Genomic DNA, 23,810 nt, shown 5'->3' with positions numbered 1-23,810 from the left:
ATTAGGTTTTTGTTTTTAAATTATTGAATTTTACTTTGTTGAAAAATACTACTTATGTTACTTTATTTACGATTATTAAAAGAAAGTCTGAGCTTTGCCATAAATGCTCTTCGAAATAATAAACTGCGTACTCTGTTGTCGCTTCTTGGCGTTACAATTGGTATTTTTTCAATTATCGCTGTTCTGGCGGCTGTTGATTCTTTAGATAAAAAAATCTCTAAAGATTTGAGCAGTTTAGATAAAAATACGATTTATTTAATGAAATATTGTTTCGGGCCTTCGGAAATTCCGCAGTGGAAAAGAGAACAGTTTCCAAATGTTAAATACGATGAGTATGTAGGTTTGAAAAATTCTATGAATGATACTGATCAGGTGGGATATCAGCTTTTTGTAAATCGTGAGACTTTAAAGTACGATTCAAAAACAGTAGCCGATGTAAATATTGTGCCTTCATCATTTGAAATGGTCGATATCGACGGATTAAGCTTTGATAAAGGAAGATTTTATAATGAATCGGAATCGAACTCCGGAACCGCTGTAATTGTTCTGGGGTATGAGGTTGCTGAAGGACTTTTTGGAGGAAGCGATCCAATTGGTAAAAATATTCGTTTGTATGGCCAGCGCTTTACCGTAATTGGTGTTATTGCCAAACAGGGAGCTGGTTTTTTTGGAGATAGTAACGATACTTCGGTGTATCTTCCGGCTAATTTTCTGCGACGAATGTATGGAGACAGTGATGCTATGACGCCAGTAATCGTTTTAAAGCCGGTAAAAGGGGTAGATATGGATGCTTATAAAGCAGAAATAGCACAAAAACTAAGAGCAATCCGCGGCATGAAAGCGGGCGAGATGGATAATTTTTTTATTAATGTACTTTCCGGGTTTACTGATTTTATAGATGGAATTTTAGGTCAGATGAATGTAGTAGGGTGGGTTATCAGTGCTTTTTCTCTCTTAGTGGGTGGTTTTGGTATTGCCAATATTATGTTCGTTTCGGTAAAAGAACGAACCAATCTGATTGGAATTCAAAAATCGCTGGGTGCCAAAAACCGGTTTATATTATTTCAGTTTTTATTTGAGGCCATAATTCTTTCTGTAATTGGCGGAATTGTAGGTTTGCTGATGGTATGGGGAATTGCGCTCATTTTAACAAAAGCGTTAGATTTTGAATTTGTTTTAAGTTTTGGAAATATAATGTTAGGAACCACTTTGGCGGCACTTATTGGATTGATTTCCGGAATCCTGCCGGCGATTTCAGCGGCAAATTTAGATCCGGTTGAAGCGATCCGGACAGGGATGTAGGTTTTTTTAGCTGCAAAGATTCAGAGGGGCAGAGGAACAAAGGTTTTTTTTGGAGATGCTAAGGCTCTGAGATCCTTAGTTTTTGTAATAAGGTGTAATATCTGTTTTTGTGAAATAAATACCGCAGGGATAAAATATGGGCAGCAGCTCAATTTATTTGTTGATTTAGACCAGATATTACCTGTCAATAAAATTCCGTAGGAATGAATTATTTTGTAGCAGCGGATTTCAATGCGTTGAAAATAATGCCACACGACGGACAAGTTCCAGAGGAACGACGTATTTTACAATTATAAAAAACCTAAAAAAAATTGCTTCTTAGGTTTTTTATAATTTCAAATGTTTTTGAAAAACTATTTGTCTTTTAATAATTTCTCTAAGTATTCGACTTTATCTTTTTCTGCCTGAACCATACGCTCATAAAGCTCAATTACTTTGTCTAATGGATTAAAGCTGCAATAATTTGCATGAAACATTCCATTTGCTCCATTACAGCTGTTGTCATAAAAATTGTTGAAATAATTGATCATATTTTCTTCGGTAAAGTTTTTTATAGCTTCAACACTTACTCCAAGAGCTTTTGCTACTTCTGCAAGTTTGGCGTCGTCTATGGTTTCGCTGTTTTCCATAGCCGAAACTGACTGTTGATTTGTTCCTAAAGCCTGAGCTAAGGCTTCCTGCTTCATATCTTTAAGTTCGCGAATACGGCTTATTTTTCGTCCAATATGGTTTTGTTTAGTTGCTGTGCTCATAGTTCAAAGATATTTATAAAACTTTAATGAAAATTAGGTTTAGTAAAATACAAATCAATTTTTGTACGATACATTTTTTAATAGTTTGTTTGGGGTAAAACTATAATTGTAAAACAAAAATACAATTTTTCAGACAAGTATTTTATTTAAAATAAACAAACGTCTTGTTCTCTTTCCTGCAAGGTTTTCAAAACCTTGTAGGTTTCAATTTTTAACGCAACACTTCTTAATCTATTGCAATCTTCAAAACACCTGCAAGGTTTTGGAAACCTTGCAGGATGATGCGTTTCTGTAACTTATATGGTATAAAATAAAAAAAATCCCAAAAAGAAATTTCTTCTTGGGATTTTATGTTTTGAAACAGTCTTAAAAACTATTTTCTAATATCATTATTCTGAATCAAATCGATATATAAGTTGATCTTATCTTTCAATTCTTTTCTAGGCGTGATAAAGTCTAAGAAACCGTGCTCTAATAAGAACTCAGCAGTTTGGAAACCTTCTGGTAAATCTTTTCCTGTAGTGTCACGAACAACACGCGGACCAGCGAAACCAATCAAAGCGCCCGGTTCAGAGATGTTGATGTCTCCTAACATAGCGTAAGATGCGGTTGTTCCACCCGTTGTTGGATCTGTACAAAGAGAGATATAAGGTAATTTAGCTTCAGCTAACTGAGCCAGTTTTACAGAAGTTTTTGCTAATTGCATTAACGAATAAGCAGCTTCCATCATACGAGCCCCGCCAGATTTAGAAATCATAACAAAAGGTAATTTGTTTTGGATAGCATGATCAATACCTCTTGCAATTTTTTCCCCTACAACAGCTCCCATAGATCCGCCAATAAAGGCGAAATCCATACAGCAGATTACAAGTTCTCTTCCTTTAGATTTTCCTACTCCCGTACGTACAGCGTCTTTAAGATGAGTTTTTTCCATTACATCTTTCAAACGGTCTGCATATTTCTTTGTATCAACAAAGTGCAGAGGATCTTTTGATGTCATGTTTTTATCTAACTCAACAAATTCGTTGTTGTCGAATAAAATTTCAAAATAGGTTGCGCTTCCAATTCGAACGTGAAAATCATCTTCAGGGCTAACGAATAAATTTCTTGCTAATTCGTCAGCATCAATAATTTTTCCAGTAGGAGATTTGTACCACAATCCTTTCGGAACGTCCATCTTGTCTTCAGTAGCGGTTGTAATCCCTTTTTCTTGTCTTTTAAACCAAGCCATTTCTTTTAGTATTCAGTGTTCAGTAATAAAAATTTCAGTGTTCAGTCATACTCAGTTTTAAGTATTCAAACTGAACACTTAAAACTGTATACTGATTACTTTTTTATAACGTGTTTACGTTATTTAAATCAGCAAAAGCTTGTTCAAGTCTTGCGTTGAATGTTACTTCGCTTTCACGAACCCATCTTCTTGGATCGTAGTATTTTTTGTTTGGAGCATCCGGACCTTCTGGATTTCCAATTTGTGATTTCAAATAGTCAAGGTTTTTAACCATATAATCACGGATTCCTTCAGTGTATGCAAATTGTAAATCGGTATCGATGTTCATTTTGATAACTCCGTAGCTGATTCCTTCTCTGATTTCTTCAAGTGTAGAACCTGAACCTCCGTGGAAAACGAAATCAACCGGGTTGTGTCCTGTGTTGAATTTGTTTTGTACGAAATCCTGAGAATTTTTTAAGATTTTTGGAGTTAATTTTACGTTTCCTGGTTTGTAAACACCGTGAACGTTTCCAAAAGCAGCAGCAATTGTAAATTTAGGGCTCACTTTAGATAATTCTTCGTAAGCGTAAGCTACTTCTTCTGGTTGAGTATATAATTTTGAGCTGTCTACATCAGAGTTGTCAACACCATCTTCTTCACCGCCTGTAATACCAAGTTCGATTTCTAATGTCATTCCCATTTTGCTCATTCTTGCTAAGTATTCTTTGCAGATCTCGATGTTTTCTTCGATTGGCTCCTCAGACAAATCGATCATGTGAGAACTGAATAATGGTTTTCCTGTTTCTGCGAAATGTTTCTCAGAAGCATCTAATAAACCATCAATCCAAGGTAAAAGTTTTTTTGCACAGTGGTCAGTGTGTAAAATTACAGTTGCACCATAGGCTTCTGCCAAAGTGTGAATGTGTTTTGCTCCCGCGATTCCTCCTGCGATTGCTGCTTTTTCACCTGCATTTGATAATCCTTTTCCAGCGTTGAATTGAGCTCCTCCGTTAGAAAATTGAATGATAACCGGCGCGTTTAATTTTGCTGCAGTTTCCAGAACTCCGTTGATTGTACTAGATCCTGTAACGTTTACTGCAGGTAAAGCAAATCCTTTTTCTTTCGCATAGTTGAAAATTTCCTGAACTTGATCTCCTGTAGCTACTCCGGGTTTAATATTGTGTGCCATTGTAATTTTTTTTATAGTTGTTTTTAGTTTTTAGGTTGCAAAAATAAGAATTAATTAGCATTAGAATGGATAATTTATACCAAAATTTAAAACCGAGTGTCCAAAATTGTACTCTTTAAACCATCGGTCTCCTTTGTCATGCGCCGGATTATAGGTCTTAAAGCCTAAATCTAAACGAATAACAAAAAAGCTTAAATCGTAACGTAAACCAAATCCGGAGCCCAGGGCAATTTCATCTAAATCGTTTAAGTTGTTGAATTTTGCTTTGTTGTCAATGACATTATCGAGCACATTCCAGATATTTCCGGCGTCTGCAAAGATAGCTCCTTTAACATCGCCAAAAACTTTAAAACGATATTCAATACTCGCCGCTATTTTCATATTGGCTTCATTAAAATCGTTTAAGGCATTTGTACTTCCCGGTCCAAGTGAATAAGGCTGCCAGGCACGGTTGTCATTTGATCCTCCTGAATAATAACTTCGTGAGAACGGAATGTAATTGGAGTTTCCAAACGGAATAGCGATTCCAAAGAAGCTTCTTACAGCGAGTACTTTTTCTTTTCCAAAATCCCAGTGTTTGATATAATCAAATTCTCCTTTAATATATTCAGCATATTCCAGATTGAAAATTTCATAATTACCATTTGCATTTTTGGTTAAATTTCCAATACTCGAAATGGCGGTTAATAAAGTCCCGGCTGATTCAATTTTTGTTTTAAACTGGTAAAAGGTATTGTCGGCCAGGTCTTTTTTGGTTGTTTTGGTAAAAGTATAACTGCTGGCCAGAATAAAATCGTTTTCGGTTAAACGAACCCTTCTTTCTTCAATACTTTCTACATCTTTATATTGAGGATCTCCCGGAGCTAAATCGGTTCTGCCGTTTAGTACATCATTCGTAAAGCCAGTAGTTCCGTCAGGTATAGTTAAGTTTTTATCGGTATCGTTATCAAAATAACTGGTGTTGGTATTGTAATCTTTACCAATACTGTTTAGTTCGTTATAGGAAGATTTATAAACGTTAAAATAGTTATTCGGATTTAGGTTTCGAACATATTGTGCGTTTAATAAATCGAATTTTACCGTATTGTGTCTTTTAGGCGACCAGTTGTACGAAAGTCCCCCTGTAAAGTTCTCCTTGTCCAAACCTATATTCTGCTGTTTTGAGAAACCAGCTGTTACAGAGGTAGAAGGGATCATTCTTTTCGGAATAATTTTTTCGGTTCCAAAAGGCATCAGGATTCTTGGAAAGTTCAGTTTTAGATCTACCCCGTATTCTGAAACATTAAAAAAGTTATTGTTTGGATTAGCCATGTCTTTAGACGAACCAATATTGGCACGTGCCGAAATTTCAAGTGTTTCGGCTCTGTTAAATACATTTCGAATCGTTTCGGAGACGCTGGCTCCTATACCAAAATCCTGAATATTGGAATGGGTAAAGTCTAATGTGTATCCAAAACTGTATTTTTTTCTGGGTGTTAAATACACTTTTGCAATTAAGGACTGTTGTGCGGGGTCACGTTTGTCTACTTCGTATTGTATGGAGGGATAATTGAAAATTTTAAGATTGTTGAGATACCGTGAAGAAAGCGTGGTTCTTGTGTCAGAAAAAGTGCTTCCTTTGGTGATGAAAATAGCGTCTGTAATAGCTCGCGGTTTATACTTTAGTTTTTTGTAGCTGTATAAATTAAAGTTGTTGTACGTTATACTGTCGTTAATCTGACTTTTGGCATTGGCAGGCGAATAATCGGTATAGATGTTAACATCACTTATGGTGTAAAGCTTAAAAGGCTCAGTTCTGCTTGAATCTCTTTCCTGTATGGTGTTGTTGTTGATTACTAAAGTAATATCGGCTTTATTTTTTTTACCAATAGTATCAATATCAAACGTTACATAAGTGGGCTGAAAAAAATAGGCACCATGATTTCTGTAATAGGTGGTGATTCTGTTTTTTTCTTCCTCCAAATCAGTGGTTTTGTATTGGTTTCCGGATTTTAAAAAGGAAGGCTCGGTATTGGTTTTATATAGCGAATCCAGGGCAGGAGTTAATATTTTAGATTTAATAGTGTCTAAAATAAAGGCTGGGCCTGTTGTGATGTTGTAATTGATTCGGGCTTTTTTTCTGGCGATGCTGTCAATGGTGTAAGCTGTAGAAACATTAAAGTAACCATTGTTGAAATAATAAAAACGTAATCGCTGTAAAGATTTTTTTGTTCTGGCAGTATCAATAATAACAGGAGGTTCTCCGGTATTTTTTAAAAATTCGTGAATTCCTTTATATAAAAAAGACTGTCCAAGGCGGTCTACTTGTTTGGCTGATAAAAATTTGGACTGACGCTCATATAAACCCGGATTATTTTTGAATTTGGCCTGATAAGTGGAGTCCGGATTTAAATTGGCCAGATTGTAAAGGTTTAAACGCAGCTTATAGCCCAATAGTTTACCATTTGGTTTTTGGTACAGCTGGTTTATCGCATTTTCGTCATTTGTTGATTTTCCGTTTACAAGAATATTATTTTTTACAAGAAGGTTTTTTCCATCAGGAACTCTTTTTACAGCATTACAAGCGCAAATAAGTATTGCCATTAGAAGAAATGCTGTTATTTTTGTGGAATTATTTTTCAAGTGTTTTTAAATATTTAATTCAAAAGTACATTATTTTATGGTTAGTAAAAACCAAATAAAGCTTATATCGGGTTTACATCAAAAAAAGAATCGTTTTGCAAATCAGTTATTTTTTGCCGAAGGTGTAAAAGTAATTCAGGAATTATTGCAATCCAATTTCGAATTAGAGCATTTATACACCACGATTAATGATTTTGAAGAAGTTCAGTCTTCAAAACGTACTCTTATTAATGAACAGGAACTTAAAAAAATAAGTGCTTTAGCGACTCCAAATACCTGTCTTGCAGTTTTTAAAATGCCAAAAGAAAGCAGGATTCTTAATTCGGGTCTGATTCTGGCTTTAGACGATATTCGTGATCCCGGAAACTTGGGGACCATAATGCGTCTGTGTGACTGGTTTGGAATCAAACAGCTGGTTTGTTCAAAAGAAACAGTCGACATTTATAATCCAAAAGTAGTACAGGCTACAATGGGGTCTATTGCCAGGGTAAACGTGAATTATGTTGATCTGAAAACTTTTATCACTCAGACAGAACTTCCTGTTTTTGGAACATTTATGGATGGGGATACTATTTATCAGTCTAATCTGCCGCAGGAAGGCATCATCGTTATGGGTAATGAAGCCAATGGTATTTCAGAAGAAATTGAAAAAATAGTAACCAGCCGACTCACAATTCCAAGATTTGGAGAGCTGCAAAAAACCGAAAGTTTAAATGTAGCTACAGCAACAGCAATTATTCTTAGTGAATTTAAACGAAATAGTTAAGATTTTGTTTTAATGAAATGTGAAATTTATTAAAATCGCTCTCGATTTCATTGAATCGATGTTGTCTGTCCATGGACTTGGCTGTCCCGGCTTGTCGCGAATTAATTCATCGGTTATACCAAACATTCCCCTAACCGAAGGAGAGAAAATAAAGTATTCTGTAAAAAAATCAATTCCAAAACCTACTTCATAAGCGGCAGTCCATTGTTTTACCCTAAACTTGTTTTCGTGGTTGTCATCCTGAGATTTTGAATTACTGGATAAATTTAGTGTTGTAGACATTCCGCCAACTAAATAAGGACGGATATTTCCGGTACGTAATGACGAAAATTTCAGCAATAACGGAAAATGAATATAGGTACTGTTTACTTCTCTTAAATAAGAACTCTCTCCAAAATCATATAATTCAGGATAATACAGGTCTCTTTTTGTATAATATAAGCCAGGTTCAAAACGCAGGTTGATATATTCCTGAAGTCTTAAATCGGCAACAACACCCACATTAAAACCGGTTGTTTTTTTTACCTGAATATCCTGCTGAACAGGAGCTTTGTAATCAAATTTAAAGTCGAAACTGTTAAAACCTAAATAATAACCAAAATAAACGCGCTGTTTCTGCCAGTTTTCAAGGTTAATAATAGGGTCTTTGCTAAACATACTTTTAGCAAATTGCGAATATCCTTTTGTGGTTAAGACCAGTAAAATTAAGATTACAGTTTTTTTCATACTATTTTTTAGATGCTGAATAAATGGTTGCAACACCAAAAGTCTGCGGCATGGCTACAACATCTATAAACCCGGTTTTTCTTAAAATATTGTTTAAGGCTTCTCCATAAGGAAATGCAGCGGCCGATTCAGACAGATATCCGTAAGCTGAATTGTCTTTAGAAAACAACTTTCCAATAACCGGAAGTATATTTTTGGTGTAAAATTTATATCCTTGTTTATAAGGTGTTTTATCCGGAACAGAAGTTTCCAGAATCACAAACACGCCATTTGGTTTTAAAACACGTAAAATTTCGCCGAAACCTTTTTCAAGATTTTCAAAATTGCGAACTCCAAAACCTACTGTTATGGCATCAAAATAATTATCCTCAAAAGGAATGTTCTCAGAATCGCCCAGAACTAAATCAATGACAGAAGACAGTTTTTTTTCTTCTATTTTTCTTTTTCCAACTTCCAGCATTCCGGCAGAGATATCAAGACCAATAATTTTTTCTGCTTTCGTCTGAGCCATTAAAATAGCTAAATCACCTGTTCCGGTAGCAATATCAAGAATGATTTTGGGCTTAGAGTCTGAAACTATTTTTAATACTTTTTTTCTCCATTTCGTATCAATACCAAATGAAATTACACGATTTAAGTTATCGTAGTTCCCGGAAATGTTATCAAACATTTGGGTAACCTGTTCTTTTTTACCTAAAGAAGAATCTTTATATGGGGTTATTTTTTCAGACATTATTATAATTTACGCAAATATAAACAATCTAGGTTAACTGTAATTGAGTTTTTTAAAATGTGAAATAAATGTTTTACAACAAGGAGTAAAACTGATTCACTGAAACTTTTTCCGGCATCACCAAAAGTGGGTATTGCGTAATGAGGGTTTTATGCACAACTTTGTTGAAGTAAAAATGATGAAAATTTAAATGATTGATAAATCATTTTGACTTAATCAGATGGGTATTTTTTTTGCGCTGGTACGCATCTGTTCAAGTTAGTAGTTTTAAAAGTGTTGTTCTTGGGGGAATACTATTTTTAAAAGTGCGAAATACGTTCTTAGGATTAAATTTGTTTTTGGAAATTTTAATTTTCTTGCCTTTAATATCTTAGTGGTATTTGTTATTAAAGGCTCTTTGAGATTCGTCTCAATTAACATTAAATGTTATTCAGTTATTTCAAATGTTCTCAACATTTGTGATTTTTTTTTACAAAAACTATTTTCTTGAAAGAGTCAATTTAATCAATCGTTTTTTAAAAAGCATCCTCCCTTAAAAGAGGATGTTTTTTTATTTACGGATGTAAGTTTCGTAAGTGTAATCGTAAAGATGTTTGTCGTCTTTAAGATTTTCTTCTGTTTCTACCAGCTGCCATTCACTTTTATTTATTTTTGGAAAGAAAGCATCAGCCTCAAAAGTATGATGCACTTTGGTGATTTCGATTATATCAGCATAAGACATGCCCAGGGTATAGATTTCTCCTCCGCCAATTATATACACATCTTCATTTTCCGGGCATAAAGCAATGGCTTTTTCCATACTGTCAGTCACAATACAGCCTTCCGGACTATAATCTGTCTGACGGGTTATGACGATATGGGTTCTGTTTGGCAGGGGTTTTGGGAAACTTTCAAAAGTTTTTCTCCCCATAATAATATGATGATTAGTCGTAAGTGATTTAAATCTTTTGAAATCATTTGGAAGGTGCCAGACTAATTCATTGTTTTTGCCAAGGGCATTGTTTTCGGCAACAGCCGCAATCATTATAATCATGTTATGCGTACTAAATTTTATTCTCGGAGTCTTCGTTGATTTTTGATTCTAATTGACTGATCCTTTTTTGCTGTAAAGCAACCAGACGGTCAATTTGTTCTCTTTCCCATTTTTTATTCATAAAACGGTCTGTTATGTATACTTTTATGAAATGTAAAATAAAAATAAAAAGCCAGATGGTAATACCCCAGATACACCAGTTTTGATTTGTTCCTTTGCCAAAACCGAAAAACGTATTGGCAATAAATAAAAATAAACTCCCTAAGAGGAAAAGAACAAAATGAAAATATAAGACATTTTTTTGTCTTAATCGTCTTCGGGCATACTCGTATTGTTCGTGTACTTCTTTTTCCATAAGATAAAAATGAGATTATAAAGTTAAAATTTATTTTTGAAAGACAATATTCCGGCTGTAGAATATTTGTTTTAAAATGGTTTATGAGTTTGAAAAACAAAATTTTAGTGACTTTAAATTATGGATACAATTAAAAAAGTATATCGTTTTTGGTATTATCGTAAATCGGTTAGGGGTGTAGCTAATGTTTGACGGAATTTACTTAATTTAGAAGATATAAATCTAAAAACTAAATAGTTATGTCTTTGAAAAAACAATTTGTCAAAACGAAGCCGGTTTGTAAAGTTACCTTTTCTATAGATGCCAAAGATGCTGATTCGGCAGCAGTCGTTGGTGATTTTAACAACTGGGACCCGGCAGAAGGAGTTTTAAGTAAGTTGAAAAACGGTACTTTTAAGGCTACTTACGATTTGGTAAAAGATGCCATTTACGAATTCAAGTATGTAATCGACGGTACTTATGTAAATGATCCTGAAGCGGATTTTTACAAATGGAATGATTACGCCGGAAGTGAAAATGGTGTTTTAGTTGTATAAAAAAATCCGCTGGAAATTCCCAACGGATTTTTTTATAATTATACGGCAACACTTCCTTTTATAGCAGGATGCGGATCGTAGTCTGTTAAAGTGAAATCGTCATAATCAAAATCAAAAATGTTTTTAATCTCCGGATTTAAAATCATTTTTGGTAATGGTTTTGGCTCACGTGTTAATTGCAGTTCCAATTGTTCAAAATGGTTGTTGTAAATATGGGCATCACCAAAAGTGTGTATAAACTCACCTGGCTCCAAATCGCAAACCTGAGCAATCATCATGGTTAATAAGGCATAAGAGGCAATATTGAAAGGAACTCCTAAAAAGATGTCAGCACTTCTCTGATATAACTGGCAGGATAGTTTTCCTTTTGTTTCTCCTTTTTCAGTATCAGGTGCTGCAACATAGAACTGGAAAAACGCATGGCATGGAGGTAGTGCCGCTTTATTATTGGCTACATTTTCTTCAAATGATTTTTTGGTATCCGGTAAAACAGAAGGATTCCAGGCAGAAACCAGCATTCTGCGGCTGTTTGGATTTGTTTTTAGTTCTGTTATTAATTCCGAAATCTGATCAATTTCTTCACTGTTCCAGTTACGCCACTGATGTCCGTAAACAGGACCAAGGTCACCATTAGAATCAGCCCATTCATCCCAGATTTTTACACCGTTTTCCTGAAGGTATTTTATGTTTGTATCGCCTTTTAAAAACCAGAGCAATTCGTAAATAATCGATTTTAAGTGCAGTTTTTTGGTGGTAACCATCGGGAAACCTTCACTCAAATCAAAACGCATTTGGTAGCCAAAAACGCTTTTGGTTCCGGTTCCGGTACGGTCTCCTTTTTGATTGCCGTTTTCTAAAACGTGTTTTACTAAATCTAAGTATTGTTTCATGTTTTGTTTATTCGGTTAATTGTTTAACCGTTTAATCGACTTAACAAATAAACGGTTCAACGATTAAACATGTATTTATCTTCTGGAGATTTCGTCTCTGATTTTAGCTGCTTTTTCATAGTCTTCCTGTGAAACAGCCTGATCTAAAAGTTCGTTTAGTTCCTGAAGACTGTGTTTGGCGTATACTTCGCCGGATTGGTTGGTTTCCTCTTCATGTCCAAAAGTTTCAGGATTAGAAAGCACATCGTCAATTTCCTGAGATCCCTGATCAGAATCGGCTGTATTTGATTTTAAGTAGATACCTGCTTTGTCAAGGATGTTTTTATAAGTAAAAATTGGTGCATTGAAACGAAGTGCCAGTGCAATAGCATCAGAAGTCCTGGCGTCGATAATTTCCTCGATTTTATCTCTTTCGCAGATTAAACTGGAATAAAAAACACCATCCACAAGTTTATGTATAATAACTTGTTTGACAACAATGTCAAACCTTTCGGCAAAGTTTTTGAATAAATCGTGTGTTAACGGACGAGGTGGTTTTATTTCTTTTTCTAAGGCAATAGCGATCGACTGGGCTTCAAAAGCTCCAATAACGATAGGTAGTTTTCTTTCGCCGTCAACCTCGTTCAAAATCAGGGCATAAGCGCCATTTTGAGTTTGACTGTATGAAATTCCTTTTATGGATAATTTTACTAGACTCATATATGTTTGTAAAAAAGGCACTTAGTGCCTCATTTTGTTGCTTTTTTTGATTAGAAAATAAAGCTGCAATTTTAATCAAAAAATATCGAACAAAAAAGCTGCCTATAAACAAAGATACAACATCTTGTTTTTAGGCAGCAATATTTTTTTAAGAGAATTCCTGAATTAAGAATGCTGAGCTTTAAAAGCTTTTAATTTCTCTGTAAGTTTAGGTACAATTTCGAAGGCATCTCCAACAATTCCGTAGTCAGCCACTTTAAAGAAAGGAGCTTCCGGATCGTTATTGATTACTACTTTTACTTTAGATGAGTTAATACCCGCAATATGCTGGATCGCTCCGGAAATACCTACTGCAATGTATAAGTTTGTTGCAACGGGTTTTCCTGTTTGTCCAACGTGTTCACTGTGAGGTCTCCATCCTAAATCCGAAACGGGTTTAGAGCAGGCAGTTGCAGCACCTAAAACGGCGGCAAGATCTTCAATTAATCCCCAATTTTCAGGACCTTTAAGGCCGCGTCCTCCAGAAACTACAATATCTGCATCTGCGATAGAAACTTTTCCGCTTACTTTTTCAACAGATTCTACTTTAACCCCAAAATCATCTTCTCCAATCGATGGACTGAAATCTTCGGCAGCAGCAGCTCCGTTACTTTCAAAAAGACCATAAGAGTTTTTTGCTAATCCTAAAACTTTTACATCAGTGCTGATTTCTGTAATATTGAAAGCTTTGTTTGAAAAAGCATTTCTTTTTACCTGAAATGGAGAAGTGCTTACCGGCAGTCCCACTACGTTTGAAGCGAAACCGGCTTCTAAGGCTACTGCAACAAGTGGTGAGAGATAAATACTATCTGTAGTAGAAGAAAGTAAAACTACTTTTGTGCCTTCTTTTTCAGCTGCTTGTTTGATTACATCGGCGTAAGCTTTAGCTGTAAAACCGGCCAGTTTATCATTGCTTACTTTTAGGACCTTATCAACTCCGTATTTTCCTAATTCGCTTACATCGTTGATGTTTACAGTCAAAGCTGTAACAGTTGTTCCTAATGATTCTGCGACTTTCTTAGCGTAAGAAGCTAATTCGAAAGCAACTTTTTTAAATTTTCCTTCTGCAGATTCTGCATATATTAATATAGACATAACAATTTTAGATTTTAGATTTTAGATTTCAGATTAAACTGAAAACTAAAAAATGGATTATTAAAATATTTAGATTCAGATAGTACTGAACACTAAAAACTGATAACTGAATACTAGATTACCTTCGCTTCGTTGTGTAATAAATTGATTAACTCATCTAAATTATCAGCAGAAACCAATTTTACAGCTGATTTTGGAGCTGGTTTTTCAAATTTCACCGCTTTTGTGTTTACTGGAGCATCGACTGGCTCAAGAATAGTTAAAGCCTTAGTTCTTGCAGTCATGATTCCTCTCATGTTTGGAATACGAAGGTCTTTTTCTTCAACAAGACCTTTTTGAGCACCAATAATTAAAGGCAGAGTAGTATTTACAGTTTCTTTTCCACCGTCGATTTCGCGAACTGCTTTTACGTTGTTCCCGTCAACAGTTAAACTTGTACAGGAGTTTAAAAAGTTAGAGCCTAAGATTCCGGCAATCATTCCAGGAACCATTCCTCCGTTATAATCCAGAGATTCTTTTCCGGCGATTACTAAATCGTAACCTCCGTTTTTAATTACTTCTGCTAATTGTTTTGCTACAAAAAATCCGTCGGTTGGATTGGCATTTATACGAATTGCTTCGTTGGCACCAATTGCCAGGGCTTTACGCAAAGTTGGTTCAGTATCCGGGCCTCCAACGTTTACCACTGTTACATTTGCACCTTGCTGCTCCTGGAACCAGATGGCACGTGTAAGTCCGAATTCGTCGTTAGGGTTAATTACATATTGTACTCCGTTAGTGTCAAATTCTGAGTCACTATTGGTAAAGTTAATTTTTGAAGTAGTATCAGGCACATGGCTGATGCAAACTAGTATTTTCATAAGTATATATTTTGAATTTATAATATGCTTTTACAAATTTAGAATTTAATTTGGAATAATTATACTATGCATGCATAATATTTTTTAAAAACTATTACGTTTTCGAAGATTGTTCGGTTTACTGTAGTTTTCATTGGTTTGTAAAAATAAAAATGTATCGTTTTACGCTGATTGTTAGGGATTTTTCAGCGTTTTAGGAAAAGCATACGATCGAATTTTGTGAAGTGATATACTAATTTTTACCTTTTATCGTTTTGATCAAAGAATTTTGGAAGAAAACAGGAATTAAACAAATAAACTGCAGTTTGTCTAAAAAAGCTGTTTTGGGCGATTAAGTGTAAGGAATACATCTGTTATATCGATTTCGTAAATGTCACAATAAACCTAAAAAAGTTAAAACCTGAAAACGAAAGGAGGTTGGTGAGATTTTAAATTCAAATTATGCCTTTAAGTTATTTAAAATATTTATTTTTGCTCTTCAGAAAATTCAACATACAATAAAAAATATGAGAACAATACAATTTAGAGAGGCCATTTGTGAAGCAATGAGCGAAGAAATGCGCCGCGATGAATCCATATATTTAATGGGAGAAGAAGTTGCAGAATACAACGGAGCATACAAAGCTTCAAAGGGAATGCTGGCTGAGTTTGGTGAGAAAAGAGTAATCGATACTCCAATTGCTGAGCTTGGTTTTTCGGGAATTGCAGTAGGTTCTGCAATGAACGGAAACCGTCCTATTGTAGAATATATGACATTCAACTTCTGTTTAGTAGGTATTGATCAGATTATAAATAACGCAGCTAAAATGCGTCAGATGACGGGCGGACAATTTAATGTGCCTATCGTTTTCCGCGGACCAACAGCTTCTGCTGGTCAGTTAGGAGCAACTCACTCTCAGGCTTTAGAAAACTGGTTTGCTAATACTCCTGGTCTTAAAGTTGTAGTTCCTTCAACTCCTTACGATGCAAAAGGATTATTAAAATCAGCTATCCGTGATAACGATCCGGTTATTTTTATGGAATCTGAGCAGATGTACGGAGACAAAGGTGAAGTGCCGGACGGAGAATATACAATTCCGTTAGGTGTTGCTGATGTTAAACGCGAAGGAACAGATGTAACTATCGTTTCTTTCGGTAAAATTATCAAAGAAGCTTTTATCGCTGCTGATGAATTAGCAAAAGAAGGGATTTCTTGCGAGATTATCGATTTAAGAACAGTTCGTCCAATGGACAAAGAGGCAATCCTTAAATCGGTTAAAAAAACAAACCGTTTAGTAATTCTTGAAGAAGCCTGGCCGGTTGCCAGCCTTTCTTCTGAAATCTCTTATATCGTTCAGGAACAGGCATTCGATTTCCTTGATGCGCCAATTCAGCGTATTACAACTGCAGATACTCCTGCACCTTATTCTCCAGTATTATTGAAAGACTGGCTGCCAAATGCAGGTGATGTAGTAAAAGCAGTTAAGAAAGTATTATACAAGTAATACCTATATAAAATACTCACAAAACTTCATCATTCATAGTTAATTGATGAAGTTTTTTTTTGCCCGGACAATGAAAAGAATAATTTTACTCAGCCTATTTTTTGTATTCGCATTTGCGACAATTGCTACTGCACAAACGAAAGTGAGCGGAATTGTTTTGGACAAGTCAAATCAGCCGATACCTTTTGCCAATATTGTATTTAAAGGTTCAAATACCGGGATTGTTTCTAATGAAGACGGACGTTTTTATTTAGAATCTCCAACTACTTACACCGCTTTACTGGTTTCATCAGCAGGATTTTCAGATAAGGAAGTTCCTTTGGAGAAAGCAGTGAATTACAATTTTAAAATTGTTTTAAGTGAGCCTGAAGCTCTAAGTGAAGTCGTTATTTATACCGGAAAAACATCAAAGAAAAATAATCCCGCACTTGATATTCTGCGAAAAATATGGGAAAGAAAACGTAAAAACGGACTTTACCAGTTTAGCCAGTATCAGATGCAGAAGTATGAAAAAGTCGAGTTTGACATGAACACGATTGACAGTGCTTTTATGAAAAGTAAACTCTTTAAGGGAATGGAGTTTGTTTTTAACCATGTGGATACCTCTGATGTTACGGGAAAAACCTATCTGCCTATTTTTATAAACGAATCGGTTTATGATGTTTACGGGGACAATAAAATAAAGAAGGTAAAAGAAAACCTGACTGGAAATAAAATGTCTGGTTTCAACGGAAATCAGCAGATTTTGTCTTTCGTAAAAGACCTTTATTCAGATTATAATATCTACGATAACCATCTTAAATTTTTTGATAAAAGTTTTACAAGTCCGCTTTCAAGAACCGGAATCGACGTGTATAATTATGTTCTGAAAGACAGTGCTTATATTGATAAAAAATGGTGTTTTAATATTGTTTTTTACCCAAGACGTAAAAACGAACTGACGTTTAAAGGGGATTTCTGGGTAAATGATACCACTTTTGCCATCAAAAAAATTAATATGGGTGTAACTAAAAGCGCCAATATTAACTGGGTAAAAGATATTTATATTGAACAGGAGTTTGAGGTAGAAAATGATTCTGTTTTTCTTTTGACCCGTGATTATATGATGTCTGATTTTGCTTTGAATAAAAAAGAAAAATCAAAGGGGATTTACGGAAAACGAACCACTTTGTATCGTAATCATAAATTCAACATTCAAAAACCCGAAAAATTCTATAAAGAAGAAGTCAATTTTATAGACAATGCGGTTTATGACCGTCCGCCTGAATTCTGGGAAGAAAATCGTTTTGAAAAATTAAATAAAGACGAAGCAGGTATTTATAAGATGCTTGATACACTTCAGACCGTCAAGCGATTTAAGCAGCTGTATAATCTCGTCTCGATTTTAGGAAGCGGTTATATTGAGTTTAAGAATTTTGATTACGGACCCATTTATTCCACTTTTGGTTATAACGAAGTTGAAGGTCTGCGTTTGAGAGTAGGAGGAAGAACTTATTTCGGTCCAAACGATCCGTGGCGATTACAAGTGTATACAGCATACGGATTTGACGATAATAAATTCAAATACGGGGTTTCGGGAAAATGGATGCTGGACAAGAAAAACCGTCTTATTATTTCCGGAGGAAACAGGCGGGATATCGAACAGATTGGAGCCAGTTTAACCACCACAAATGATATTTTAGGACGAAGTTTTGCTTCTTCTGCTTTATTTACAACCGGAAGCAACGGAAAGCTGACGAATATTAATCTGAGCAATGTTTCGCTGGAAATGGAGCCTAAAAAGAATTTTATCGTTTCGGCAGGATTCTCCTATCGAACATTAGAATCGGCTTCTAAAACTTTTAGTTTAGATTATTATACCACTCTGCCAAGTGCCGCAAACCCAATGGGAGTTGTAAAAAGCGATGTAAAACAGTCAGAAGCCAATATTCAGTTTGAGTATATGCCAAACCGTAAAACGATCGGTTATGGTGTAGAAAGAGATTTAGTGGACAGTCCTTTCAGTCATTTCTTTGTAAATTTCAGTTATGGTCTTAAAGGAGTTCTGGATAGCGATTTTGCTTACGAAAAAATTCAGGTGTTTTACAAACAGCCTATTATTATAGGGCCTTTGGGACGTACAAATATTATTTTGGAAACCGGAAAAACATTCGGGACTATTCCGTTAGGCTTAATGAGCGTTATTCCGGGGAACCAGACGTATTTTACCATTGAAAATACCTTCAGTAACCTGAATTTCTATGAATTTGTAACGGATCAATACACAACGCTGCAGTGGAATCATGATTTTGGAGGAAGGTTGTTTGCCCGAATTCCGTTTATGCGAAAACTAAACTGGAGAGAGTTTATTGGTGTAAGGGCGGTACACGGAACTATTTCGGATGCCAATCGTGCTATCAATGCTTCAGGGCTTCCGTATAATGCTCCTGAAAAAGTATATTGGGAATATAATGCAGGAATTGGGAATATCTTTAAAGTTTTCCGACTTGATTTCTCCTGGAGAGGAAATTATCTGGATATGCCGGATGCTAATAAGTTTGCTATAAAAGGATCATTTGGTTTTTATTTCTAAAAGCAGTAAAGGTTCAAAGTTATAAAGTCGCAGAGGTTTTAAATCTTTGTGGCTTTTTTATTTTCTTTCAGTCAGATTTTACAGATCTAAACGGATGTATTAAAGATTAAAAAAATCTGCGTGAAAGAAAAACTCAGCGTCTTTAGGGGATAATTTTTTATTTATTTTTGGGATTAGACTTAAAATCATCATCATGCAGGAAGCCATTGATTTTCTTTCATCCAAAAGTCCGGTATTTCAGGAAATAATAGAAAAATACGGGCTGCCGCCAATTCCGAGACGTCCGCAGGGGTTTGCGACATTAGTTTTGTTAATTCTGGAACAACAGGTTTCTATAGATTCGGCGAAAGCCACATTTTTAAAAATAAAAAGTTATACTACCTGTGACCCTCAAAGCATGGCAGTTTTATCAGAAGAAGAGTTTAGAAATCTGGGGGTAAGCCGTCAGAAAACAAAGTACATTAAAATTTTGGCAGAAGCCGTCCTGAGCAGGGAACTGGATATAGAAGGTCTGGCTTTTAAAACAGCAAAAGAAGTAAGAGAAGAACTTATTAAACTAAAAGGTATCGGCAACTGGACTATTGATATTTATTTAATGTTTTGTCTTGAGGAGCCTGATTTGATTCCGCTTGGTGATATTGCGGTAATCAATACTATTAAAGAACTGTTTGATATTCACGACAAACAAGAGATGGAAATCCATGCTGAACAATGGAGTCCATACCGGTCATATGCCACTTATTTACTCTGGCATCACTACTTAACGAAGCGAAACAGAAAAATTACATATTAACTGTCTGTTATATAAAAAGAAAAGTATATTAATTAATGTATAAATACATAGATTAATATACTTTTTTTATTGTAAAAAGGTATTCTTTAGTTACTTTTGCAGTCGAAATTTAGAAATTATAAAAAACGAAAATGACCGCAGACAAACTAACGACTTTCGATGTATTAATCGAAATACCAAGAGGAAGCAGAAATAAATACGAGTACGATTTTGAAATCAAAAGAATGCGTTTCGACAGAATGTTATTCTCTTCAATGATGTACCCTGCAGATTACGGATTTATTCCGGAAACTTTAGCCCTTGACGGTGATCCTCTTGACGTATTGGTTTTAGTAAACGAACCAACTTTTCCAGGATGTGTTATGGAAGTAAAACCAATTGGGGTTTTCCACATGGCAGATGACAAAGGACCAGATGAAAAAATTATTTGTGTACCTGTTTCAGATCCAATCTGGAATTCACTAACAGATCTTTCTGATATCAACCCTCACTTAGTAAAAGAAATTGAGCATTTCTTTCAGGTTTACAAAGACCTTGAGCACAAAAAAGTAGATGTGGAAGGTTGGGGAGATGTAAACGAAGCTTATGCAATTATTGCTGAGTGCACCAAACGTTTTGATGATATTGAAAATAAACCGGCAGGATTATTTAGCATTAAATAATTTTAGCACTTCTATTTTATAAAAAAAGCAATACTCCGTCAGGAGTATTGCTTTTTTGTTTAAATTCGTTTTAGTTAGTTTGTTCACTATTAACCAAAACCATTACAATATTATGAATGCATTTATGATTTACCTGCCAATTGTCATGGCAGTTTTAGGATTACTTTTCATGGGAATAAAAAGGACTTGGGTATTAAAACAAGATGCCGGAGACGGTAAGATGAAAGAGATTTCAGATTATATCTATGAGGGAGCCCTGGCCTTCTTAAAAGCCGAATATAAATTATTAACCATTTTTGTAATTATTGCCAGTTTAGCTTTGGCGGGAATTACTTTTATTCCGGGTGTAAAAACACATTTATTAATCGTAATTGCATTTATTTTCGGGGCCTTATTTTCTGCTTATGCAGGTAATATAGGAATGAAAATCGCAACCAAAACAAACGTTAGAACTACTCAGGCTGCCCGTACCAGTCTGCCTCAGGCTTTAAAAGTTTCTTTTGGAGGCGGAACCGTAATGGGTTTAGGAGTTGCCGGTTTAGCCGTTTTAGGTTTAACGGCCTTTTTTATAATTTTCTTTAATCTGTTTTCAGATGGTGTATGGAAAGATACTGATACCATGACTGTTGTTTTAGAAACGTTAGCAGGATTTTCACTTGGAGCAGAATCAATCGCTTTATTTGCCAGAGTTGGAGGCGGAATCTATACGAAAGCAGCCGATGTTGGTGCTGATTTGGTAGGAAAAGTTGAAGCCGGAATCCCGGAAGATGACCCTCGAAATCCTGCGACAATAGCAGATAACGTTGGTGATAATGTTGGAGATGTTGCCGGTATGGGAGCCGATTTGTTCGGATCTTACGTAGCGACTGTTCTGGCCGCCATGGTTCTTGGAAACTATTTGATAAAAGATATGGGAGGCAGTATCAATGATGCTTTTGGCGGCATTGGTCCTATTTTACTGCCTATGGCTATTGCCGGTTTCGGAATTTTGTTTTCGATTATCGGAACTACTTTAGTGAAAATTTCAGATGATAATGCCAAAGAAGCGCAGGTACAGAAAGCGTTAAACATAGGGAACTGGGTTTCGATTGTTTTAACGGCTGTGGCTTGTTTCTTTTTGGTACAGCACATGCTTCCTGAAACCATGCAGATGACTTTCTTTGGAGAAGGATCAAAAGCTATTTCATCTATGCGTGTTTTTTATGCGACCCTAGTTGGATTAGTGGTAGGAGGAGCTATTTCATCTGTAACTGAATATTATACAGGATTAGGGACAAAACCAGTATTAGCTATTGTTCAAAAATCATCTACAGGAGCTGGGACAAATGTAATTGCTGGTTTAGCAACCGGAATGATTTCGACTTTCCCAACCGTATTGTTATTTGCTGTGGCTATTTGGGTTTCTTATGCTTTAGCGGGATTTTATGGTGTTGCTCTGGCTGCTTCTGCTATGATGGCCACCACAGCCATGCAGTTAGCTATTGATGCTTTTGGACCCATTTCTGATAATGCGGGAGGAATTGCTGAGATGAGTGAATTACCAAAAGAGGTTCGTACCAGAACCGATATTTTGGATTCAGTAGGAAATACAACTGCAGCAACCGGAAAAGGATTTGCAATTGCTTCAGCGGCCTTAACTTCACTGGCTTTATTTGCGGCTTATGTAACCTTTACTGGAATTGACGGAATTAATATTTTCAAAGCACCGGTTCTGGCCATGTTATTTGTGGGAGGAATGATTCCGGTAGTTTTCTCTGCTTTGGCTATGAATTCTGTTGGAAAAGCAGCTATGGATATGGTGTATGAAGTGCGTCGCCAGTTCAAGGAAATTGCGGGTATTATGGAAGGAACCGGAAAACCGGAATACGGAAAATGTGTTGAAATTTCAACCAAGGCTGCTTTGCGTGAAATGATGCTTCCAGGAATCTTAACCATAGGTTTTCCAATCGCAATCGTTTTAATAGGGAAATTAGTTTATGCTGACAACAACCAGTTAATTGCCGAAATGTTAGGAGGTTATATGGCAGGGGTTACTGTGTCCGGAGTACTTTGGGCTGTGTTTCAAAACAATGCAGGAGGTGCCTGGGACAATGCTAAAAAGTCTTTTGAAGCCGGAGTTATGATCAATGGAGAAATGACCTATAAAGGTTCTGATGCTCATAAAGCCGCTGTGACCGGAGATACCGTAGGAGATCCGTTTAAAGATACTTCAGGGCCATCAATGAATATTTTAATTAAACTGACTTGTTTGATTGGGTTAGTAATTGCGCCAATTTTAGGTGAAGGGCACGCATCTTCAGATATTGCAGGTAAAGCTTCGTGCTGTGCTAAAACCGAAATGCATTCAGGATTGTCCAAATGTGGTGATATGTCAGGTATGACAAAAGAAGAATGTATTAAAATGTGTAAAGAAAAAGGCTGTTCTGCAGAAGAAACGGCAAAATGTTTAGCTCATTTTGATACAAATGGAAAACAAGCTCATACCGAAACAGCATCAGTTCGTGTTGAAGTTAAAAATATAAACGGAAAAACCACGGGAACAGTTACCAAAACTGAAAACGGTAAAACAACTACCGAAGTGTTTGAAGGTACTGAAGAAGAAGTTTTGGCAAAAGTAGAAGCCGCTAAATAAAGATTAGATTATAATCCTAACAGGTTTCCAAAACCTGTTAGGATCTCAAAAATAAAAAAGCCTCTAAAATTAAAATAACTTTAGAGGCTTTTTTTATGAAACTAAAGCATATTCTTTTATTAAAACTGAAGCGGGAATATGAAGTTTTTCAGTTAATATTCTAATCTGTTTTATAGTAAGAGCCCGTTTTCTGTTAAACAATTCAGATACTCTTGACCGGCTATTTAAAAGTACTCCCAGATCAGCGTCGGTCAATCCATTCTGTTCCATCATAAATTTAATGGCTTCAATAGGGTCGGGTTCCGGAATAGGATAATGTATTTCTTCATACTTTTCAATAAGTGTTACCAAAATATCCAGTTCATCTCCTTCAGTTGTGTCAGGTTTAGCATCAAAAAGAAAATTTACTCTTTCTAAAGCTAAAGTATAGTCTTGTTCCGTTTTTATGGGGTTTATATTCATCTTATAAATATTTAATGTCTTTTAAATCATCGTATTCACTGTGCGTACCAATAAAAAGAACATACACAATTTGGGTTTCATAATTAATTTTTACAATTAGCCGATAATGATTTCCACAGATATTGAAGATTACCTTATTACTGCCAACAAAATCTGCAGTACCAAAAAAAGATTTAATAACATTAGAATTGGCAAAATTGTTTTTATCAAAAACCTGATACCAGGCTAAAAGCTGCTGTTTTGAGTTCGGGTATCGTTCCCAAAAATGCTGCAATGTTCTTTTTGCTATTATTCTCATATTTAGTCTGGCAAATATAAATTATTTTTCCCAAAACGGGAAATTTATACAAATGTAAGAAAAATATTTAATAAAAAAGCCTCTAAAGTTATTTTAG

Annotated in this window: 22 protein-coding genes; 8 read left to right on the top strand and 14 right to left on the bottom strand. The window is 35.5% G+C overall.

Going from position 1 to position 23,810, the window contains the following annotated elements; translation table 11 throughout:
- Positions 1 to 54: 54 nt before the first annotated feature.
- Positions 55 to 1,302 (top strand): ABC transporter permease, encoded by a 1,248-nt coding sequence (locus tag ACODST_RS00880; protein ID WP_488930227.1) that lies wholly within the window; start codon positions 55 to 57, stop codon positions 1,300 to 1,302.
- A gap of 353 nt (positions 1,303 to 1,655) precedes the next feature.
- On the opposite strand, the gene ACODST_RS00875 is transcribed toward ACODST_RS00880, so the two are convergent.
- The 4 genes from ACODST_RS00875 to tamL all read right to left on the bottom strand — a co-directional run bounded on the left by ACODST_RS00875 (position 1,656) and on the right by tamL (position 7,078).
- Positions 1,656 to 2,054: a helix-turn-helix domain-containing protein gene (locus tag ACODST_RS00875; protein WP_488930226.1), complete on the bottom strand. Its 399-nt coding sequence runs from the start codon at positions 2,052 to 2,054 to the stop codon at positions 1,656 to 1,658.
- Between the two features lie 373 nt (positions 2,055 to 2,427).
- On the bottom strand, positions 2,428 to 3,285 hold the full coding sequence (gene accD, locus ACODST_RS00870; RefSeq protein ID WP_488930225.1) for an acetyl-CoA carboxylase, carboxyltransferase subunit beta: 858 nt from the start codon (positions 3,283 to 3,285) through the stop codon (positions 2,428 to 2,430).
- A 103-nt stretch (positions 3,286 to 3,388) separates the two neighbouring features.
- Positions 3,389 to 4,456: a class II fructose-bisphosphate aldolase gene (fbaA, locus tag ACODST_RS00865; RefSeq protein ID WP_012023542.1), complete on the bottom strand. Its 1,068-nt coding sequence runs from the start codon at positions 4,454 to 4,456 to the stop codon at positions 3,389 to 3,391.
- Positions 4,457 to 4,516: 60 nt separating this feature from the next.
- Complete coding sequence (gene tamL, locus ACODST_RS00860) at positions 4,517 to 7,078, bottom strand: translocation and assembly module lipoprotein TamL (protein WP_488930224.1); 2,562 nt, start codon at positions 7,076 to 7,078, stop codon at positions 4,517 to 4,519.
- Positions 7,079 to 7,115: 37 nt separating this feature from the next.
- On the opposite strand from tamL, the gene ACODST_RS00855 reads away from it, so the two are divergent.
- Positions 7,116 to 7,844 (top strand): TrmH family RNA methyltransferase, encoded by a 729-nt coding sequence (locus tag ACODST_RS00855; protein WP_488930223.1) that lies wholly within the window; start codon positions 7,116 to 7,118, stop codon positions 7,842 to 7,844.
- 9 nt (positions 7,845 to 7,853) lie between these two features.
- On the opposite strand, the gene porT is transcribed toward ACODST_RS00855, so the two are convergent.
- The 4 genes from porT to ACODST_RS00835 all read right to left on the bottom strand — a co-directional run bounded on the left by porT (position 7,854) and on the right by ACODST_RS00835 (position 10,691).
- The gene (porT, locus tag ACODST_RS00850) at positions 7,854 to 8,570 is read right to left on the bottom strand and encodes a type IX secretion/gliding motility protein PorT/SprT (RefSeq protein ID WP_488930222.1); all 717 of its coding nucleotides are present in this window, start codon (positions 8,568 to 8,570) and stop codon (positions 7,854 to 7,856) included.
- A gap of 1 nt (position 8,571) precedes the next feature.
- A complete protein-coding gene (gene ubiE / locus ACODST_RS00845) occupies positions 8,572 to 9,303 on the bottom strand; it encodes a bifunctional demethylmenaquinone methyltransferase/2-methoxy-6-polyprenyl-1,4-benzoquinol methylase UbiE (RefSeq protein ID WP_488930221.1) in 732 nt (243 codons plus the stop codon).
- A 550-nt stretch (positions 9,304 to 9,853) separates the two neighbouring features.
- Positions 9,854 to 10,336 carry a dihydrofolate reductase gene (locus tag ACODST_RS00840; protein ID WP_488930220.1) on the bottom strand — a complete coding sequence of 161 codons (483 nt, stop codon included), beginning with the start codon at positions 10,334 to 10,336 and terminating at the stop codon, positions 9,854 to 9,856.
- A 10-nt stretch (positions 10,337 to 10,346) separates the two neighbouring features.
- The gene (locus ACODST_RS00835; RefSeq protein WP_488930219.1) at positions 10,347 to 10,691 is read right to left on the bottom strand and encodes a 2TM domain-containing protein; all 345 of its coding nucleotides are present in this window, start codon (positions 10,689 to 10,691) and stop codon (positions 10,347 to 10,349) included.
- A 239-nt stretch (positions 10,692 to 10,930) separates the two neighbouring features.
- On the opposite strand from ACODST_RS00835, the gene ACODST_RS00830 reads away from it, so the two are divergent.
- The gene (locus tag ACODST_RS00830) at positions 10,931 to 11,227 is read left to right on the top strand and encodes an isoamylase early set domain-containing protein (protein ID WP_488930218.1); all 297 of its coding nucleotides are present in this window, start codon (positions 10,931 to 10,933) and stop codon (positions 11,225 to 11,227) included.
- Between the two features lie 38 nt (positions 11,228 to 11,265).
- Here ACODST_RS00830 and ACODST_RS00825 read toward each other — a convergent pair whose 3' ends face one another.
- The 4 genes from ACODST_RS00825 to ACODST_RS00810 form a co-directional block, all read right to left on the bottom strand.
- On the bottom strand, positions 11,266 to 12,117 hold the full coding sequence (locus tag ACODST_RS00825; RefSeq protein WP_488930217.1) for a thymidylate synthase: 852 nt from the start codon (positions 12,115 to 12,117) through the stop codon (positions 11,266 to 11,268).
- Between the two features lie 75 nt (positions 12,118 to 12,192).
- Positions 12,193 to 12,816 (bottom strand): bifunctional nuclease family protein, encoded by a 624-nt coding sequence (locus ACODST_RS00820; protein WP_488930216.1) that lies wholly within the window; start codon positions 12,814 to 12,816, stop codon positions 12,193 to 12,195.
- Positions 12,817 to 12,981: 165 nt separating this feature from the next.
- On the bottom strand, positions 12,982 to 13,950 hold the full coding sequence (locus tag ACODST_RS00815; protein WP_488930215.1) for an electron transfer flavoprotein subunit alpha/FixB family protein: 969 nt from the start codon (positions 13,948 to 13,950) through the stop codon (positions 12,982 to 12,984).
- A 113-nt stretch (positions 13,951 to 14,063) separates the two neighbouring features.
- Entirely contained in the window at positions 14,064 to 14,810 is a 747-nt protein-coding gene (locus ACODST_RS00810) for an electron transfer flavoprotein subunit beta/FixA family protein (protein ID WP_488930214.1), read from the bottom strand.
- Between the two features lie 506 nt (positions 14,811 to 15,316).
- On the opposite strand from ACODST_RS00810, the gene ACODST_RS00805 reads away from it, so the two are divergent.
- From ACODST_RS00805 to ACODST_RS00785, 5 genes are all read left to right on the top strand, one after another.
- Entirely contained in the window at positions 15,317 to 16,294 is a 978-nt protein-coding gene (locus ACODST_RS00805; protein WP_179002522.1) for a pyruvate dehydrogenase complex E1 component subunit beta, read from the top strand.
- 70 nt (positions 16,295 to 16,364) lie between these two features.
- Positions 16,365 to 18,866, top strand: a complete 2,502-nt coding sequence (locus tag ACODST_RS00800) for a DUF5686 and carboxypeptidase-like regulatory domain-containing protein (protein ID WP_488930213.1) — start codon at positions 16,365 to 16,367, stop codon at positions 18,864 to 18,866.
- A 193-nt stretch (positions 18,867 to 19,059) separates the two neighbouring features.
- On the top strand, positions 19,060 to 19,659 hold the full coding sequence (locus tag ACODST_RS00795; RefSeq protein ID WP_488930212.1) for a DNA-3-methyladenine glycosylase family protein: 600 nt from the start codon (positions 19,060 to 19,062) through the stop codon (positions 19,657 to 19,659).
- A 131-nt stretch (positions 19,660 to 19,790) separates the two neighbouring features.
- Positions 19,791 to 20,321 (top strand): inorganic diphosphatase, encoded by a 531-nt coding sequence (locus ACODST_RS00790; protein ID WP_488930211.1) that lies wholly within the window; start codon positions 19,791 to 19,793, stop codon positions 20,319 to 20,321.
- 112 nt (positions 20,322 to 20,433) lie between these two features.
- On the top strand, positions 20,434 to 22,953 hold the full coding sequence (locus ACODST_RS00785; RefSeq protein WP_488930210.1) for a sodium-translocating pyrophosphatase: 2,520 nt from the start codon (positions 20,434 to 20,436) through the stop codon (positions 22,951 to 22,953).
- A 93-nt stretch (positions 22,954 to 23,046) separates the two neighbouring features.
- Here the strand turns inward: ACODST_RS00785 and ACODST_RS00780 are convergent, their stop codons facing one another.
- Positions 23,047 to 23,415, bottom strand: a complete 369-nt coding sequence (locus tag ACODST_RS00780) for a helix-turn-helix domain-containing protein (RefSeq protein WP_488930209.1) — start codon at positions 23,413 to 23,415, stop codon at positions 23,047 to 23,049.
- Between the two features lies 1 nt (position 23,416).
- A complete protein-coding gene (locus ACODST_RS00775; RefSeq protein WP_488930208.1) occupies positions 23,417 to 23,713 on the bottom strand; it encodes a type II toxin-antitoxin system HigB family toxin in 297 nt (98 codons plus the stop codon).
- Positions 23,714 to 23,810: the final 97 nt, after the last annotated feature.

It is taken from the genome of Flavobacterium sp. FG19, assembly GCF_057809475.1.
This window is presented reverse-complemented; position numbering and strand designations above follow the sequence as displayed.

Excerpts from the sequence above, each read along its gene's own strand:
- ACODST_RS00880 (WP_488930227.1), top strand. The coding sequence starts at position 55 with ATGTTACTTTATTTACGATTATTAAAAGAAAGTCTGAGCTTTGCCATA.
- ACODST_RS00875 (WP_488930226.1), bottom strand. The coding sequence starts at position 2,054 with ATGAGCACAGCAACTAAACAAAACCATATTGGACGAAAAATAAGCCGT.
- accD (WP_488930225.1), bottom strand. The coding sequence starts at position 3,285 with ATGGCTTGGTTTAAAAGACAAGAAAAAGGGATTACAACCGCTACTGAA.
- fbaA (WP_012023542.1), bottom strand. The coding sequence starts at position 4,456 with ATGGCACACAATATTAAACCCGGAGTAGCTACAGGAGATCAAGTTCAG.
- ACODST_RS00855 (WP_488930223.1), top strand. The coding sequence starts at position 7,116 with ATGGTTAGTAAAAACCAAATAAAGCTTATATCGGGTTTACATCAAAAA.
- porT (WP_488930222.1), bottom strand. The coding sequence starts at position 8,570 with ATGAAAAAAACTGTAATCTTAATTTTACTGGTCTTAACCACAAAAGGA.
- ubiE (WP_488930221.1), bottom strand. The coding sequence starts at position 9,303 with ATGTCTGAAAAAATAACCCCATATAAAGATTCTTCTTTAGGTAAAAAA.
- ACODST_RS00840 (WP_488930220.1), bottom strand. The coding sequence starts at position 10,336 with ATGATTATAATGATTGCGGCTGTTGCCGAAAACAATGCCCTTGGCAAA.
- ACODST_RS00835 (WP_488930219.1), bottom strand. The coding sequence starts at position 10,691 with ATGGAAAAAGAAGTACACGAACAATACGAGTATGCCCGAAGACGATTA.
- ACODST_RS00830 (WP_488930218.1), top strand. The coding sequence starts at position 10,931 with ATGTCTTTGAAAAAACAATTTGTCAAAACGAAGCCGGTTTGTAAAGTT.
- ACODST_RS00825 (WP_488930217.1), bottom strand. The coding sequence starts at position 12,117 with ATGAAACAATACTTAGATTTAGTAAAACACGTTTTAGAAAACGGCAAT.
- ACODST_RS00820 (WP_488930216.1), bottom strand. The coding sequence starts at position 12,816 with ATGAGTCTAGTAAAATTATCCATAAAAGGAATTTCATACAGTCAAACT.
- ACODST_RS00815 (WP_488930215.1), bottom strand. The coding sequence starts at position 13,950 with ATGTCTATATTAATATATGCAGAATCTGCAGAAGGAAAATTTAAAAAA.
- ACODST_RS00810 (WP_488930214.1), bottom strand. The coding sequence starts at position 14,810 with ATGAAAATACTAGTTTGCATCAGCCATGTGCCTGATACTACTTCAAAA.
- ACODST_RS00805 (WP_179002522.1), top strand. The coding sequence starts at position 15,317 with ATGAGAACAATACAATTTAGAGAGGCCATTTGTGAAGCAATGAGCGAA.
- ACODST_RS00800 (WP_488930213.1), top strand. The coding sequence starts at position 16,365 with ATGAAAAGAATAATTTTACTCAGCCTATTTTTTGTATTCGCATTTGCG.
- ACODST_RS00795 (WP_488930212.1), top strand. The coding sequence starts at position 19,060 with ATGCAGGAAGCCATTGATTTTCTTTCATCCAAAAGTCCGGTATTTCAG.
- ACODST_RS00790 (WP_488930211.1), top strand. The coding sequence starts at position 19,791 with ATGACCGCAGACAAACTAACGACTTTCGATGTATTAATCGAAATACCA.
- ACODST_RS00785 (WP_488930210.1), top strand. The coding sequence starts at position 20,434 with ATGAATGCATTTATGATTTACCTGCCAATTGTCATGGCAGTTTTAGGA.
- ACODST_RS00780 (WP_488930209.1), bottom strand. The coding sequence starts at position 23,415 with ATGAATATAAACCCCATAAAAACGGAACAAGACTATACTTTAGCTTTA.
- ACODST_RS00775 (WP_488930208.1), bottom strand. The coding sequence starts at position 23,713 with ATGAGAATAATAGCAAAAAGAACATTGCAGCATTTTTGGGAACGATAC.